The 15,600-nt window shown below is 55.7% G+C and carries 16 protein-coding genes; 4 read left to right on the top strand and 12 right to left on the bottom strand.

Annotated features, from left to right (window positions below; all coding sequences use genetic code 11):
• Positions 1-23: 23 nt before the first annotated feature.
• Positions 24-587: a ribonuclease H-like domain-containing protein gene (locus LIO64_RS08790; RefSeq protein WP_290549068.1), complete on the top strand. Its 564-nt coding sequence runs from the start codon at positions 24-26 to the stop codon at positions 585-587.
• 211 nt (positions 588-798) lie between these two features.
• Here LIO64_RS08790 and smpB read toward each other — a convergent pair whose 3' ends face one another.
• The 3 genes from smpB to LIO64_RS08775 all read right to left on the bottom strand — a co-directional run bounded on the left by smpB (position 799) and on the right by LIO64_RS08775 (position 2,238).
• Entirely contained in the window at positions 799-1,257 is a 459-nt protein-coding gene (smpB, locus tag LIO64_RS08785; protein WP_022396625.1) for an SsrA-binding protein SmpB, read from the bottom strand.
• A 116-nt stretch (positions 1,258-1,373) separates the two neighbouring features.
• Positions 1,374-1,595, bottom strand: a complete 222-nt coding sequence (locus LIO64_RS08780) for a DNA-directed RNA polymerase subunit omega (protein ID WP_290527751.1) — start codon at positions 1,593-1,595, stop codon at positions 1,374-1,376.
• A 76-nt stretch (positions 1,596-1,671) separates the two neighbouring features.
• Positions 1,672-2,238, bottom strand: a complete 567-nt coding sequence (locus LIO64_RS08775; protein WP_345779583.1) for a pseudouridine synthase — start codon at positions 2,236-2,238, stop codon at positions 1,672-1,674.
• A 105-nt stretch (positions 2,239-2,343) separates the two neighbouring features.
• Here LIO64_RS08775 and LIO64_RS08770 point away from each other — a divergent pair, with 105 nt between their 5' ends.
• Both LIO64_RS08770 and LIO64_RS08765 read left to right on the top strand, forming a co-directional pair.
• Positions 2,344-3,120 carry a hypothetical protein gene (locus LIO64_RS08770; RefSeq protein ID WP_290549066.1) on the top strand — a complete coding sequence of 259 codons (777 nt, stop codon included), beginning with the start codon at positions 2,344-2,346 and terminating at the stop codon, positions 3,118-3,120.
• 102 nt (positions 3,121-3,222) lie between these two features.
• Positions 3,223-3,678 carry a nucleoside-diphosphate kinase gene (locus tag LIO64_RS08765; protein WP_290549065.1) on the top strand — a complete coding sequence of 152 codons (456 nt, stop codon included), beginning with the start codon at positions 3,223-3,225 and terminating at the stop codon, positions 3,676-3,678.
• A gap of 160 nt (positions 3,679-3,838) precedes the next feature.
• On the opposite strand, the gene LIO64_RS08760 is transcribed toward LIO64_RS08765, so the two are convergent.
• The 7 genes from LIO64_RS08760 to dusB all read right to left on the bottom strand — a co-directional run bounded on the left by LIO64_RS08760 (position 3,839) and on the right by dusB (position 12,325).
• On the bottom strand, positions 3,839-4,660 hold the full coding sequence (locus tag LIO64_RS08760) for a glycosyltransferase family 2 protein (RefSeq protein ID WP_290549064.1): 822 nt from the start codon (positions 4,658-4,660) through the stop codon (positions 3,839-3,841).
• 8 nt (positions 4,661-4,668) lie between these two features.
• Positions 4,669-5,613, bottom strand: a complete 945-nt coding sequence (locus LIO64_RS08755) for a glycosyltransferase family 2 protein (RefSeq protein ID WP_290549063.1) — start codon at positions 5,611-5,613, stop codon at positions 4,669-4,671.
• A 135-nt stretch (positions 5,614-5,748) separates the two neighbouring features.
• Positions 5,749-6,417, bottom strand: a complete 669-nt coding sequence (locus LIO64_RS08750; RefSeq protein WP_290549062.1) for a prepilin-type N-terminal cleavage/methylation domain-containing protein — start codon at positions 6,415-6,417, stop codon at positions 5,749-5,751.
• A gap of 19 nt (positions 6,418-6,436) precedes the next feature.
• The gene (locus LIO64_RS08745) at positions 6,437-7,705 is read right to left on the bottom strand and encodes a type II secretion system F family protein (RefSeq protein WP_290549061.1); all 1,269 of its coding nucleotides are present in this window, start codon (positions 7,703-7,705) and stop codon (positions 6,437-6,439) included.
• Positions 7,706-7,769: 64 nt separating this feature from the next.
• On the bottom strand, positions 7,770-9,428 hold the full coding sequence (locus LIO64_RS08740) for a GspE/PulE family protein (RefSeq protein WP_290549060.1): 1,659 nt from the start codon (positions 9,426-9,428) through the stop codon (positions 7,770-7,772).
• 28 nt (positions 9,429-9,456) lie between these two features.
• Complete coding sequence (locus tag LIO64_RS08735) at positions 9,457-11,103, bottom strand: GspE/PulE family protein (protein ID WP_290549059.1); 1,647 nt, start codon at positions 11,101-11,103, stop codon at positions 9,457-9,459.
• Positions 11,104-11,314: 211 nt separating this feature from the next.
• Positions 11,315-12,325, bottom strand: a complete 1,011-nt coding sequence (dusB, locus tag LIO64_RS08730; RefSeq protein WP_290549058.1) for a tRNA dihydrouridine synthase DusB — start codon at positions 12,323-12,325, stop codon at positions 11,315-11,317.
• 439 nt (positions 12,326-12,764) lie between these two features.
• Between dusB and LIO64_RS08725 the strand changes: the two genes are divergently transcribed.
• The gene (locus LIO64_RS08725) at positions 12,765-13,541 is read left to right on the top strand and encodes a PEP-CTERM sorting domain-containing protein (RefSeq protein WP_290549057.1); all 777 of its coding nucleotides are present in this window, start codon (positions 12,765-12,767) and stop codon (positions 13,539-13,541) included.
• 259 nt (positions 13,542-13,800) lie between these two features.
• Here LIO64_RS08725 and LIO64_RS08720 read toward each other — a convergent pair whose 3' ends face one another.
• Together LIO64_RS08720 and LIO64_RS08715 are read right to left on the bottom strand one after the other, a co-directional pair.
• On the bottom strand, positions 13,801-14,310 hold the full coding sequence (locus LIO64_RS08720) for a YlbF family regulator (protein WP_290549056.1): 510 nt from the start codon (positions 14,308-14,310) through the stop codon (positions 13,801-13,803).
• A gap of 445 nt (positions 14,311-14,755) precedes the next feature.
• Entirely contained in the window at positions 14,756-15,583 is an 828-nt protein-coding gene (locus LIO64_RS08715; protein ID WP_290549055.1) for a hypothetical protein, read from the bottom strand.
• Between the last annotated feature and the right edge of the window lie 17 nt (positions 15,584-15,600).

The following is a 15,600-nucleotide window of genomic DNA, read 5'->3' as shown; positions in this document are numbered from 1 at the left end:
CAAATAATGTACGTTTCCTTCCGATGAGAGACATCGTGTATTTTGACTTGGAAACCCGTCATTCCGCGGCGGAGGTGGGCGGCTGGCACAACACGGCCGACATGCGGGTTTCCGTGGGGGTGACTTATTCCACGGCTTCCGGCAAGTACACGATTTATTCCGAGGAAATGGTGGATGACCTGATCCAGCAGCTCCGCCAGGCCGACCTGGTGGTAGGGTACAATCACGAGCATTTCGACTACGGCGTGCTTCAGCGCTATACGATGTGGAACATGATTGACATCACGAACAACCTTGACCTGTGCAAGGACATCGAGCAGCGGGGGGGCGTGCGCGTCAAGCTGGATTCCGTGGCGGCCGCTTCCATCGGCTCCTCAAAAACGGCCGTAGGAACCCAGGCCCTCAAGTGGTGGGCGGAATACGTGCAGACGGGCAATACGGACCTGCTGATGGATATTGCCCGCTATTGCTGCTTTGACGTGAAGGTGACGCGTGACGTACACTGGTACGGCGCGGAACATGGCTTCATCCGCTACGATGACAAGAAGGGCGGCCAGGTGGAATTGCCTGTGGATTGGAAGTTATAGTTTTCTTCCTTCTGCGGCGTCATGATAAGCAAGGGGGGCGACATCCTGCATGGTCCCTTCCTTCCCTAGTGGCGGCGGTCCCGGTTGTCTTTTCCGTTTTCAGGTTACTGAATTTGTTGCCGGGGCCGGGATAAATGCCGCTGCGGAGAGCATGCCCATGAAAAACATGCTCCGGAAAGGAGCAGAGGGCAAGCGTGGAATTCCGGAGTGATTACCGGCGGTTGATGCGGGCCACTTCCCGCTGGGCTTCCCGCATTTCCACGCGGGCCTTCAGGTCATAGCGCTGGTCGCGGTGGGTCTTGCCCTTGCCAAGGCCCAGGGCCAGTTTCACCTTGCCGTTTTTCCAGTACAGCTTCAGGGCCACCAGGGAGCAGCCTTTCTGGGAGGTCTGCTGTTCCAGTTTGAAAATTTCCCGTTTGTGAAGCAGCAGGCGGCGCGGGCGGCGTGACTGGTGCTGGAAGAATTCTCCGGCGGTTTCCCACGGCTGGATGTCGCAGCCGTACAGGAGCATCTGCCCGTTTTCCACTCGGGCGAAGGAATCGGCTATGTTTACCTTGCCGGCACGGATGGATTTGACCTCCGTGCCCTTGAGTTCCATGCCGCATTCGTAGGTGTCCAGGATTTCATAATCCCGGCGGGCTTTTTTGTTGGTGGAGATATCGGAGCTCATGGCTGTGGCGTGAAGGGATGAAAAGGCCCCGGACTGGAAGAGCCGGGGCCTGGTTGGAAAAGGGGATGTTCCGTGCGGAAATCCGGGCCGGAACGGCAATAGGATGGAATATGCTTTTACTGGTTGTCTTCCTGGAGACTGTCGGATTCTGCATGATAGACGAGCTTGCCTTCAACGATCTCCGTCAGGGCAATGTTCGCGTTGCCCATGTGGGGAGTGGTGGGAACCAAGGGAGCGCGGCCATTGTTGAGCTGGGCGACGCGGCGGGACACCACGTTGATCAGCATCTGGGGTTCGGGAATGATTTTAGCGGCTTGTTCGACGAGTTCAGCTTTCATGTAAAAATGTTTAGGTAGAGATCTCCTGATGCGGAAAGACATATAAAGTCTCTCCCTGTCTATAATCAAGACTATATTACGGCATGAGCTCCCTTCGTTCCCGGGAGCCCAGTTCCTTCCATGTACCGGGTTCCAGGCCGTTCAGGGAGAATTTTCCAATTCTGACGCGCAGAAGCCGGAGTGTGGGAAAGCCGATGGCGGCGGTCATGCGCCGTACCTGGCGGTTTTTTCCCTCTACCAGGGTCAGTTCCAGCCACGCGGTGGGAATGGAAGCGCGGTAGCGGACGGGTGGATGACGGGGCGGTACGTCCGCTTCTCCAGGCATGAGGCGCGCCCGGCAGGGCAGCGTGCGGTACCCCTGGATGGGGATTCCTCCGCGTTCCAGGGGGAGCAGGTCCCCGGCGGAAGGAATGCCTTCCACCTGGCTCCAGTAAGTCCTGGGATGCCGGTTGGCTGGGTTCAGGAGGCGGTCTACCAGGGATTTCTCATCAGATAAAAGCAGCAGCCCTTCGGAATCCGAATCCAGCCTGCCGATGGGATACACGCCGGGCGGAAAGCCGAATTCGGCCAGTGTCCGGTGGTGGGGAGCCTCCTGGGTGAATTGGGAGAGGACGCCGTAAGGTTTGTTGAACGCCAGAATCATGCCGTGCAGGGAAAAGGTAGCATGGGCCGCCGGCTTTGGCACGAGAAATTGAAGCGGCTTGACTTGCCCCCGGCGGGGAAGGAAAGTACTTCCATGCATGGAAAAATGGCAGTCTGCGTTCTGGTGCTGGCGTGCTGCTTGCCCGGCTGGGTTCAGGCAGCTCCGGATGCGGGAGAAGTGAAGGCGAAAATCGCAAGGAAAATCTGGCAGAATGAATGCGCCGGAACAGTCAGGGGGCTGGTTTCCTGGAACCGGGGGGAGGCGTTTCCTTCCCTGGGCATCGGGCATTTCATCTGGTTCCCTGCCGGTGTTACGGAAAGGTTTGAGGAGAGTTTCCCCCATTTCATCCAGTTTTGCCGGAAAAGGGGAGCCCGTGTTCCGGAATGGTTTTCCGGTGCGGCGCCGTGGCGCACCAGGGCGGAATTTGAAGCGGCGGATGTACGGGGCGGCCTTCCGGAACGGATGCGCCAGTGGCTTTCCAGCCCTGCCGTCCTTCAAATGCAGGCGGACTTCATCATCGGCAGGTCCGTGGCTGCCCTGGGGCGCATCAAGAGCCAGTCCCGGCGTCCGGAGGAGATGGCGGCCAGGTACAATGCCGTGGCGACGGCTCCCAACGGCATGTATGCTCTGATTGACTACGTGAATTTCAAGGGAGAGGGGACAAACCCCGCGGAACAGTACCGGGGGCAGGGCTGGGGCCTCAAACAGGTGCTGGAGGAGATGCGCTCGGCTTCTCCGGGACAGCCTGCGGCGGCGGAGTTTGCGGAAGCTGCCAAAAGGGTGCTGAAGCGGCGCGTGGACAACAGCCCTCCGGGCCGTGGAGAGGCGCGCTGGCTTGCCGGATGGAGGAACCGGTGCGATTCCTACAAGAGAAGTCTGTGACGAATTCCTTGTCTGGAGGAAAAGACCAGTTGCGCAATTATCCTTGACCTGCCGCGGATTAGGGTGTAATTCCCTCACTCATCCTGAAACTTCGCTAATTTTATGCCAAACACTCAAGAAGAAACAACGCTGATTCTGCTGAAACCCGATTGCGTGCGGAAAAACCTTTCCGGCACCATTTTAAAACGTTTTTTGTCCGAAGGGTTTCGCCTGCGCGGCATAAAGATGATTCAGCTTGACGAACCGGTTCTCCGGGAACATTACGCCCATATTCTGGACCTTGTCGTCAATGGAGAACCGCTTTTCCCCAAACTGCTTGATTTCATGACCAGCTCTCCGGTCATCGCCATCGCCCTGAAGGGGCCGGGCGTGATTGTGCGCGTGCGCGAACTGCTGGGGCCCACCAATTCCCAGAAGGCGGACAAAGGCACCATCCGCGGAGATTATGGGACGGACAGCATGATGAACATCTGCCATGCTTCCGACAGCCGCGAATCCGCCGCCGTGGAACTGGCAAGGTTCTTCCGGGAAGAAGAGCTGTTTGACAGCTTGAACTGAGGCTTTGCCTTTTTTCCATCCGGTTTATTACGGGCCGCAGGCGTTTAACGGCTGCGGCCTTTTCCGTGCCGGAAAATATCTCCGTGAAAACAGGGGCGCGGGATGGGGGGAAAACTTCATGCGCTCGCAGGAAGAACGGAGACGCCCGGAAAAAGGCGGATTACTTTACCCAGGGGGTGGTCAGGTAAAGGAAGGCCTTTTTCATGCGGTAGGCCTCCCGCATGAAGCCGTCCATAATATTATTGCAGCTATGCGTGGAAAAGGAATATCCGTAAACGCGTTTGATGGCGGCATCTTCACTGTGCTGTTTCTGGCGCTTTAATTCGGCATCCATGTCCCGGCGTTCCACATTGGGGGCGCTCAGGTTGTCGCCATGCCAGCGGAAATCCGCCAGCAGCCTGTTGTAATGGACGAATTTCTTTCCGGCGCGGCCTAGGCGTGCGTAATACTCCCCGTCCATGTCGTAGTGGAACCTTTCATCCAGCAGGAATCCTTCTTCAATCGTGGTGCTCCTGCGCAGGAACAGCGCGGTGGAGGCCAGGTAGGTTCCGTACCAGATGTGCATGTTCAGGCTGTAGGGAAGGGCCTTCATGGGCCGCTGGATGTCTCCGTCCGGTCCGATGAAATTCCAGGCTCCGTGCACGATATCCGCATCAGGCCGGGAATCCGCAAAAGCTTTGACGGCCGCCAGGGCGCCCGGCAGCAAACGGTCGTCCGTATTCAGCCACATGACCCACTTGCCGCGCGCCCTGCGGAAGCCGCGGTTGATGCCTTCCGACATGCCGGAATCCTTCTCCACATGCAATTGCAGATGGGGATAGGCGTTCAGGATATCCAGCGTTCCGTCCGTGGAACCCGCATCCTGGATGATGTGCTCAAAAGTGACGCCCTCCTGGTTTTTAACGCTCTCAATGCACTCCCTGACGTATCTGGCGTAATTATAGCTGGGCGTGACGATGCTGAAATCCGGTTCGGTATCCATGGGAAAAATTACTTGGAAGGATCAATGGAACGTTCCCTGGCAATATAAATGGGCCGCTTTTTAACCTCCGTATAGGTCTTGGCCAGGTATTGGCCCAGAATGCCCAGGCACAGCAGCACAATGCCCCCCATCAGGCAGAAAACGCAGACCATGGAAGTCCATCCATAAGCGGAATGGGGCCAGACCAATTCACGGACCGTCAGGATGATGATGGCAAGGAAGGAGATGAAGGAAAGCAGGACTCCCATGATGGAAGCCAGAGCCAGAGGCGCTGTGGAAAAAGCCACAATGCCTTCAATGGAATACAGGAACAGTTTGAAGAAGGACCATTTGGTTTCTCCTGCCACCCGTTCCACATTCTCATATTCAAACCATTTGGTGCGGAAGCCCACCCATTCATACAGCCCTTTGGAAAAACGGTTGTATTCCTTCAGTGAAAGCAGGGCTTCCAGCACGGGACGCGTCATCAGCTTGTAATCCCGTGCTCCGTCCACGATATGGGTGTCCGATATCCAGTGAATCGTCTTGTAAAAGGCGTGCGCGAAAAAGGACCGCAGCTTCGGTTCCCCCTGCCTGGTGACGCGGCGCGTGCCCGCACAGTCGTATCCTTCCTCGTCAATGGCTTTCACCATCTCCGGAAGCAGGGAGGGAGGATCCTGAAGGTCCACGTCCATGACGGCGGCATAATCTCCCGTGGCGGCTTCCAGCCCGGCATAGATGGCGGCCTCCTTCCCGAAGTTGCGGGAGAAGGAAATGAACCTCACTTCCGGGGAATGTTCCGCCAGTTTCTTGATTATTTCCAGGGTGTGGTCCGTGGAGCCGTCATCCACGAAAATGAGTTCCGGGACGTAACCCTCCAAGCGTTCCTTGAAAACCCGGTCTACTTCTTGTTTAAATGCCGGTATGGCCTGTTCTTCATTCAGGCAGGGAACGATCAGGGAAATGCGTTTCATGGCAATGCCCGGATCATACGTCAGGAGCTGTGCTGATGCCAGAAAATAGTGCCCTGTGCGCGGAACAGCCTTCCTCCGCCAAGTGGGAAGGAAGGCTGCCGGAAAAAGTCGCTGCGCGCAGAAAAACCGGAAAAATCAGAATTTCGGCAGGTTGCCGATGTCATCTTCGTTTTCAGGGGCGTGCGGGTCTTTCAGATCGCTGTCTCCATCCTTGCCGAAGGACCAGAAGTCGTAATCCGGATTCAGGCCGTTGCCCATTTTCAGGTTCTTGGAACTGGCGGATTTGGTGGGAATAGCCTGCCCGTTGCCAAGGCGGTAGCGGTAGGGAGAACCCCACGGGTCAGCCAGAATATAGAGGGTGACCGGCTTTCCGTCCTTTCCTTTCACACGGACTTCCCGGACGGTCGGGTTGCTCTTGGGCTGGGTGGCGGGATTCAGCTCATCATTGTAAATGGTGGTATCCCGGGAAGGGACGCCTTCATTCTTGTGGTCGCCGAACAGGGCCATGTAAACGACGTTGGAGCTGTACTCCTCCCCGTTTGCAACGGCTACCCCGTGGTTGTTGAAGGGAGCTTCCGTTCCGTAGGGATAGCGGTCGTGGTCGTTGTGGTAGCTTTCCAGCCCCATTTCTATCTTGCGGACGATGGATTCCGTGGCCTGCTCGTTCTTTCTGGTTTCAAGCCAGGTATAGATGGAGATGGTCAGCGTGGCCAGCACCACGATGATGGCCATCACCACCAGGATTTCCATGAGGGTGAAGCCCTGTGCCGCCCGGAGGCGGCTGTATGCGGAGCGAATCTTCATCTGGTTCTGCTTGGGGAGGTTAACCCATTTTTTCAATAACCTGCAGGAGGGGCAGGAACATGGCGAACACGATGCCGCCCACGACCACGGCCAGGAACACGATCATGATGGGTTCCAGCATGGAGGTCATGGCCCCCACGGCGTTATCCACTTCATCATCATATACGTCCGCAATCTTGAGAAGCATGTCCGGCAGCTGGCCGGTTTCTTCACCCACGTCCACCATGGAAATCACCATGGGCGGGAAGAGTTTGGAGGAAGACATGGGCGTCACCACGGATTCGCCTTCCTTCACGGAATCATGGATGAGGCCGATGGCGTCTCCCACGATCATGTTGCCGGCAGTATCCTTGGTGATGGTGAGCGCCTGGAGAATAGGCACGCCGGAAGTCACCAGCGTACCGAAGGTGCGGGCAAAACGGGCAATGGCGCTCTTGCTCTGCACATTGCCGATGACCGGCATGGTCAGCAGGGCGGAGTCAATCTTGCGGCGGCCGTTGGGCGTCTTGCTCATTGCCGTGAAGACGGCGTACAGGATGGCGACGATGGCGGCCAGGATAACGGCATTGGGCACAAAGAAGGGAGCAGCCATGAACCAGTCACTGATGCCGAACACGAATTCGGAAATGGCGGGCAATTCCTGATTCTGTTCCGCGAACATGGCCTTGAACTTAGGCACGATGACCAACATCAGGAAGATCACGATGCCTACTGCAATGAACAGCACGATGGAGGGGTACACCATGGCGGAAATAACCTTGCTTTTCAGCTTTTGGGCCTTTTCCTGGTATTCAGCCAGGCGGTTGAGCACGACTTCCAGCACACCGCCGAGTTCGCCGGCCTTCACCATGTTGACGAACAGGCGGTCGAAAATCCGGGGGTGCTGCGCCAGCGCTTCGGAGAACGTGGAGCCGCCCTGCACGGAATCGCCCAGGGCTTCAATAGTCACACGCAGGTTGGGGTTTGCCTCCTGCTTGGCCAGCACGTTCAAGCTCTGGAGCAGGGGCAGCCCGGCGTCAATCAGGGTGGCCAGCTGGCGGGTGAAAATCATCAGGGCCTTGGCCTTGATTCTGCCCCCCAGCTTGCCTTTCTGCCCTTTGGTTCCCTTGGCCTTCTTCTTGGCGGCGGGCGTTTGCTGGAGCTTGCCTTTTCCGGCTTCTACAATCTGGGTGGGATACAGGCCATGCGCACGGATGGATTCCATGGCCTCCGCTTCCGAATTGGCCTCCAGGGTACCTGTCTTCTGGTCGCCTTTATGGTCAAGTGCTGTATATTGATATTTAGGCATATATGTGGTATTTTAAGTGTTCTCTGCTTGGTGGTTGAAATGGGGGGCGGTGTCCGGCTGTCCATTAAGTGTACTTCAGCACTTCTTCAATGGTGGTATTGCCGTTGTAAATGTTTCTCAAGCCGTCTTCGCGGAGGGTGGACATGCCCATTTCAATGGCCTTCTGCTTCAGCACCACGGAGGGGGCGCGGTCCGTGATCATGTCCCGCAGGGTATCGTTGATATCCAGAAGCTCGTAAATCCCCTTCCGGCCCTTGTAACCGGAATTGGAGCATTTGTCACAGCCGCGGCCCGTGTAAAAGTGCTTATCCCCCAGTTCATAGGGAGATACGCCAAGCTGGGAGAGGATGCTGGAGGAGGGCTCATACGGCGTGCGGCAGTCCGGGCAAATGGTGCGCACGAGGCGCTGGGCCAGAACCCCTTCCAGGGAGGCGGCCACCAGGAAGGGCTCGCAGCCCATGTCCACCAGTCGCGTGATGGCCCCGGCGGAATCGTTCGTGTGCAGGGTGGAAAGCACCAGGTGGCCTGTCAGGGAAGCCTGGATGGCGATCTGGGCCGTAGCCATGTCACGCATTTCCCCCACCAGGATGCGGTCCGGGTCCTGGCGCAGGAAGGCGCGGAGAACCATCGGGAAGTCCAGGCCGATGGCCTCATTGATCGGGATCTGGATGATGCCGTCAATGTCATATTCCACCGGGTCTTCCGCCGTCAGCACCTTGGAGTCAATCGTATTGATCTCCCGGAGTGCCGCATACAGGGTGGTGGTCTTACCGGCGCCGGTGGGGCCGGTGACAATGAAGATGCCGTTGGGCTTGTGCACCGTGTCCAGAATGTATTCATGGATATGGGGGGGCAGGCCCAGGTTGTTCAGATTCAGGTTCACGGAAGAGCGGTCCAGAACGCGGAGCACCACGGATTCACCGTACTGGGTGGGAAGGGTGGAAACACGCATATCCACGGACCGGTCCCCTATCTGCTTCACGATTCGGCCGTCCTGCGGCACGCGGCGTTCCGCGATATTCATGTTCGACATGACCTTGACGCGGGAAATGACCGGTACGGACAGATGCACGGGCGGAGGCTGCATTTCATAAAGAGCGCCGTCCACGCGGTAGCGGATCTTGAATTCGTTTTCAAAGGGCTCAAAGTGAATGTCGGAGGCCTTTTCCTTGATGGCCTGGGTGATAACCAGGTCCACGAAGCGGATGACGGGAGCAGCGGCGGAATCTTCCGTTTCATTGCTGACTTCCATGTTGTTGAGCTCCTGCATCAGGTCCTTCATGGCGGCGGATTCCCCGCCGTACAGCTCATTGATGCGCTCGGAAATCTGGTAATCCGGAGCGATCAGGACGTGGATGTCCTGGCCGAGGGCGAAGCGCAGGTCTTCCACCGTCTGGGGGTTCAGAGGGTCCACCAGGCAGACGTACAGGCCTTCCGGCCCGTAGCGGACGGGCAGGGCGCCGTGCAGGCGCACGAGCGTGGCTGGCATCATGTTCTGCACGTTCGGATCCGGCTTAAAATTGTCCAGCGTGATGAATTCCGTTCCCAGGTCGCTGGCGATCATCTGCCAGATATCGTCCTTGTTGCCGATGATGCCGAAGTCTGCGAGCACTTCCGGCAGTTCCTTGCCGGAGACGGCCATTTCCTCCTTGATGTCCTTGGCAAGGGACTTGTCGATCATTCCCCGGCCGATGAAAAGTTCCAGTGTAAGATTGGTGTCCATAATGTTCTGAGTGGATTGCGGGGAAAAATCAGTTGGCGTCTCCCATGGTGACGTTCAGCACTTCTTCCGGAGAGGTAAGGCCGGCCAGCACCTTGCGAACGCCGTCTTCTCTCAGGGTTCTCATGCCCAGTTCCCGCGCGCGCTTGCGGAGCTGCGGAGAGGTAAGATTTTCGTTGATCATGCGGCGAACTTCGTCGTCAATCTCGAAAATTTCAAAGAGGCCCATTCGTCCCTTGAACCCTCCGCCACGGCAGAAGTCACAGCCGTGGGGGGCCTTGATCTGGCCCGGAGTGACGCGGGACATGTCGATGTTCAGCGTGTGGGCCTGCTTTTCCGTCAGCATGCCGTCCACCTTGCAGCGGTCGCACAGCTTGCGCACCAGGCGCTGGGCCATGATGGCCCGGACGGAAGAGGCGATCAGGAAGCGCTTGATGCCGATGTCCGCCAGACGGGCTACGGCGCTGGGTGCGTCATTGGTATGGAGGGTGGAGAACACCAGGTGGCCTGTCAGGGAGGCGTTGATGGCGATGCTGGCCGTTTCCATATCTCGAATTTCCCCGATCATGATGATGTTGGGGGCCTGGCGGAGCATGGCGCGCAGCGCGGCGGCGAAGGTCATGCCGATGTCCGCCTTCACCATCACCTGGTTGATGCCGGAAAGTTCGTATTCCACGGGGTCTTCCACCGTGATGATCTTTTTGTCGGGGCGGTTGATGTGGTTCAAGCACGCGTACAGAGTGGTGGTCTTACCGGAACCGGTGGGGCCTGTCACCAGGATAATGCCGTCCGGCAGGGTGATGAGGCGGTCAAACACGGCTTCATCATCCGAGAAGAACCCGAGCTGGGGAAGACCCAGCACCAGGGCTGACTTGTCCAGAATACGCATGACGATGCTTTCCCCGTGGTTGCTGGGGACGGAAGATACACGAAGGTCAATCTGCTTGCCGCCGATGCTCATCTGGATTCGGCCGTCCTGGGGCATGCGCTTTTCCGCAATGCTCATGGTGGTGCTCATCACCTTCAGGCGTGCGATGATGGGGCTGAGCAGCTTCTTGGGATGGGTGGCCACTTCCACCAGCTTGCCGTCCACGCGGTAGCGGATGCGGAGCCGGTTTTCCATGGGCTCAATGTGAATGTCGGACGCCCGCATCTTGAAGGCGTCCGTCAGCATCTGCTGCACCAGGCGGATGATGGGGGCGTCTCCGTCTTCCCCTTCAATGCCGCTGTTTTCTCCGGGAACGGTCAGGTCACGGTAAAATTCTTTCAGGCGGCTTTCCACCGCGCTGTGAGTGGCGACGCTGAAAATCACGTCGCGCCCCATCAACGGAGGCAGGCTGTCCATGGTTTCCAGATTCAGCGGGTCGTCAATGGCGACATTGACGGAAAAGCCGTCGTCGGAAATGGGAATGGCCCGGAAACGCCTGGCGAGTTCCGGCGTGATGAGTTCGCGCACTTCCTGGGGAATGTGCATGGAACCCAGATCCACAACGGGCAGAAGGGAAGTGGAGGCCGTCACCTGGGCAATGACGTCTTCCGTAAGGTAATTGGCCTGGATAAGAAAATCAACCAGGCCCTGGGTGGGAGATTTTTGACTGCGTGCGTATTGAAGAATCTCTTCATTCAGATAGCCGGCCTGCGTAAGAAGTTCGATGAGATATGATTCGTTGGAGTACACGTCGATCTCTGGAGTCTATGGTTGGAAGTCTGCCGAAACGGAGCGGCAGGATACTCCCCTATTTCTGACAGGTTCGGGCCGTAAAGTCAACTTAGCTTCCCTCAAAAGGGCATTTTTTTTCAGCAGGAAGCGGAGGATGACAGGATGGGATTCCGCATATGCCGCTTCCAGGTCCTTGGGAATGTGCTGACGGGCAGGATTTCCCCTTCTTTCAGGCTCCCTGGCGGGGAAGGGCGGAGAGCAGGTTTTCCAGCTCCGCCATGCTGGAAACGCGCACCAGGCGGGAGCGCATTTCCTTGGCGCCGGGAAATTCCTTCGTATAAGCCAGAATGCGGGAGCGCATGTGGCGCATGGTGTGGAGTTCATCCCCGTAATGTCCGGAATCCAGAGCCATCCGCGTATGCCGCAGGATCAGGTTCGTCTTTTCCTGAAGGGCTCTGGCCGGTGGCATGGTTCCGTGCAGCAGGTAATATTTGGCGTCTCTGAAAATCCAGGGATTTTTCATGGCGGCCCGGCCGATCATGACACCGCTGACGGCCGTGTTTTCCTTCACGTAAGCTACTGCCTGCGGGGTGGAAATATCTCCGTTCCCGATGACCGGGACGGCCATGGCCCGTGCGCATTCGTCAATGATGTCCCAATTGGCTGTGCCGGAATACTGTTGGGAACGGGTGCGCCCGTGGATGGTGATCATGGAAATGCCTTCCTCCTCCAGCAAGCGGCACGCATCCATGGCGCATAAATTCTGGAAATCCCAGCCAATGCGTATTTTGGCCGTGACGGGAATGCGGTCCCCCACCGCCTTCACCACCCCCCCGGCCACGGCGGCCAGCAGGGGCAGGTCTTTCAGCAGGGAGGACCCTCCATTCTTGCCGACTACTTTTGGAACCGGGCAACCGAAATTGATGTCTATGAAATCCGGTTTTTCATGGTCCAGGATAATTCTGGCGGCTTCTCCCATGTGGTCCCCGTCAGCGCCGAAAAGCTGAATACCTATGGGACGGTGGGAATCTTTTATCTTTGTGTACCTGCGGTTTCTCTCCCAGGCCTGGAGAATGCCCTCTGCGGATACGAATTCCGTGACCATCACGTCGGCTCCCAGTTCCTTGCAAATAGTGCGGAAAATAGGATCCGTCACGCCGGCCATCGGAGCCAGGAACAGGGGGAAATCCGTTTTGACGAACGGCAGGGTTCGGGAAAGCTGGCGTCTGGAGAAAGTCATGGCCTCTTAGAATGAAGCTAGCATGCGGCCGTGTCCTGTTCAAGCGTCTTGCCCGTCCTGCCGGGCAATGGACCGTATAACCTTCTTGTAGCTTGGCTGATTTTATTTGTTAAAAATGGAAGTAAGGAAAAAAGGGGGGAATCCCTGGAAGAGGAGCCGGATTTAAGAATTGCGGAAGGGTAGGAAAATAATCCTTTTTCATTCAAGAAAGGGTGTGAACCGGATTTATAATCCGGAGTCAAAGGAAAAATCTGTGGAAAAGTTGGTTAGAGTCAATAGGGGCATATAAGGCCGGGAGGGATAACAGGGCCCGTAAAATTTCCTATAGCCCCTATTATCCTTATATTTCCTATCATAGGCATCCTGGATAGCGACGCTGATTTATTACGAATTATAAATCCGGTATTCATATGAACACATAACAACATTGTTTTTTGAAATGAAATTATCCATTCTATTATTAGCCCTTCTGAGCGGACTTGCTTCCGCCGCTACGGTTACCTGGACAGGAGCGTCTACCGGCTCTCCCAATTATAATGAGGGGAGCAATTGGAGTTCCGGTTCCGCTCCTTCCGCTGGTGACACGATTGTCTTTGGAGACGGTTTGTCCCTGGGTAGCTTGGATACTCCTACCAGCCCTAATCTTTCCGGAAGCACGGTTGTTCTTGGAAACAATTCCACAGTCAGGATAGGGGAGAATCATGGTCCTTCTTTCAGCAATGTTACCCCTACGACTTTTACCATCGGTGACGGGTCCACCTTATTCCTCAAGGGTGGGGCAAATTTGAATGGTTGTACACTCAATCTGAATCTCAATTCTTCAGGGAAAATTCAATTTGGCAATCCATGGTCCGGGACGAACGGTGTGAATCTTAACCTCACTTTGTCCGTGGATTCTTCCCAGACCGGAATGGTGACCAGGGAATTGGCCTATTTTACTTATTCTACAGCTGGTTCGGCTACTCTTGATTTAAGCAGGCTGAGCCTTTCCTTGGAAGGGCTGACCCAGGTGGACGGAGTGAAGGATGCGTCTATTGAAAATCCGAGCAGTCTCGGGAGCTTGAATAAAGGGGAGTATCGGCTTGTCGTCACCAAAGGAAGTTTAGATAATAGTACAAAACTTTGGGTTCAGTACATGGTTCCGGAACCCGCCACCGCCTCTTTGAGCCTTTTGGGTCTTGGGTGTTTGTTGTGGAGCCGCCGCCGGCAAGGATAAAAAGATCATTATTGGAAAAAGATCTCCGCGTGCAGGGTTGTAATGGCCTTGTACGCGGAGATTCTTATTTCCGTTGGAAAACGAGTTATTTCTCCTGATATTATTTTTTCGGCACGATAAAACCGTCTGTTCAGACCTGCCGGAATTGGAAAATACGGTGTTCATCCCGTAAATACGGCTCTGTTCGGCGTCGACCGGGAAAATAAAAGCGGCTTCATCCCGAAAGATGAAGCCGCGTAGCGAAAAAAAGTGTGCAGCGTTAGTGTTTGCCGCAGCCGCAACCGCCGTCCTTGTGATCATGATCACAGTTGCCGTCACAGTCGCAGTTTTCCTTGTTGCAATCTCCTCCGCAGGAGCAGGAAGACTGGGCGCTCATGGCGCGCTGGCGGGCTTCCTCAATCTCTTCCGGAGTGGGCGCGCGGCCAAGGTCAATGGACATGCCCAGGTAATGATTGATGGTGTTCAGGAGTTCGTCAATGGTCTGGCGCGCTTCCAGAAAGCCGCGTGCCGCATCATTCTTGACCACGTTTTCACGCAGGGTATCGAACTTGGAAATTTCCTCTTCGGTGGGGGGCATGCCGGCCAGGTGCTTGTTGCGCAATTCTTCACCGTAAGCGTTCACTTCTTCAAAAAGCTTGGTTGCCTCCGGATTCTGGAAAAAGAGGCCGATTTTCGCCTTGGAGGCTACAACCTGGTCTTCCTTGGCAAGAAGGTTGCAAAGGGCTTCCGTGGCGGCGCGCAGGTTGTCATTGAGAACGGGAGTATTCATATGAGGTTCATTCAACCATGACTTTCAAGACAGGGCAACCCGGTTGCGAGGCATGATGCGTTTTTTTCTTGTCACTGGCTGTTGCGGATTTGGAATCCGAAGTCAAAGGGAAAATCTGTGGAAAAGTTGGGTAGGAGTTATAGGGAATATAAGGATGATAGGAATAATAGGGGTCGGCAGAATTTGCCCTATTGCCCCTATTATCCTTCTATTCCCTATCAATAGACCTTTTTGATGGCAGCTCTGGCTGATCTCACAGATTCCAAATCCGTTAAGAATCATCCGTACGATTTAATCCGCAGTAATCCTTTATGGGGCGCTATTTGTAGCGTTCCAGAATCTTGTCTCACAGGTTCAGGGAGGTAAGCCCCGGCTTGCTGGTGTTTACAAAGAAGTAGAAGATGCCCTGAGGTTCCACGACGCTGACGGTCGGAATACTGTCTTTTTAGTCACTGCGTTTGGGCAAACCCTTGTATAAATAGTCAGCTTCCGGAACCCTTCCAACGGTTCTGTCCAGCAAGGCCGGAATTTCTTTGTCTTCATATCCGGCCAGGTTGAGGTATTTTCTGACTTCCCGTGCCTTGGTCGGGAAGCAGGTCATCAATTCCCTGATGAATCCGCGTTCCTTGCTTTTGATGATGTACTGGGCGTTGTTGCTTCTCGCTCCGCGAGCGCTTGTAGTGTTGAATAGCCTGGTTTCCTGCTCGCCGGACATGTCGGAGGCGTAATCAATGAGCATGTCGGCGCAAATCTCCGTAGCTTTAAAAGCGTAGTCCACCTGGCTGTGGAATTGTTTAAGCACCAGTGCGGCGGCGCTTAAATAAAACCGCAGGGCTTCTTCCTTGTTCGGGAGCTTGCTGTTTTTGTCCGTCAGGGCGATGAACGGGATGCTGTTGGACATGAATTCTTTTACGGTGTGATCCAGATCACTATACTCGGAAACCCATTCGACATTGTTGTAGTCGTTGAGGTCAAGGAACGGTGCCTTGGCAATCATGTAACACAGAAAGAGTCCGTCCGTCAGTTCCTGGGGCGTAACGTCCTTCTTCCTGTAGCGTTTGGCTTCTTTCCGCATGTTGTCGGCCCCCTGGTAAAACAGGATAAGCTGGCCGTTGTCCAGCAGTTTCTGAAGCCGGAGGAGTTCCGGATTCTGCTTGTCCGGATTCCTTATGACAGAGGGGAGGGGGAGCCGTTCCTGGGGCGGAGAAGCTGAACAGGTAAAAGACAGCAGGAAAAGAAAGTACGGCAGGAGGTGGCGGCAGGAATGATTCATGGCGTTGTAAAAAGGGG

It is taken from the genome of Akkermansia sp. (genome assembly GCF_020860705.1).
Taxonomy (GTDB): domain Bacteria; phylum Verrucomicrobiota; class Verrucomicrobiia; order Verrucomicrobiales; family Akkermansiaceae; genus Akkermansia.
Note: the sequence above shows the minus strand (reverse complement) of the source record. Positions and strands in the feature narration are given on the sequence as shown.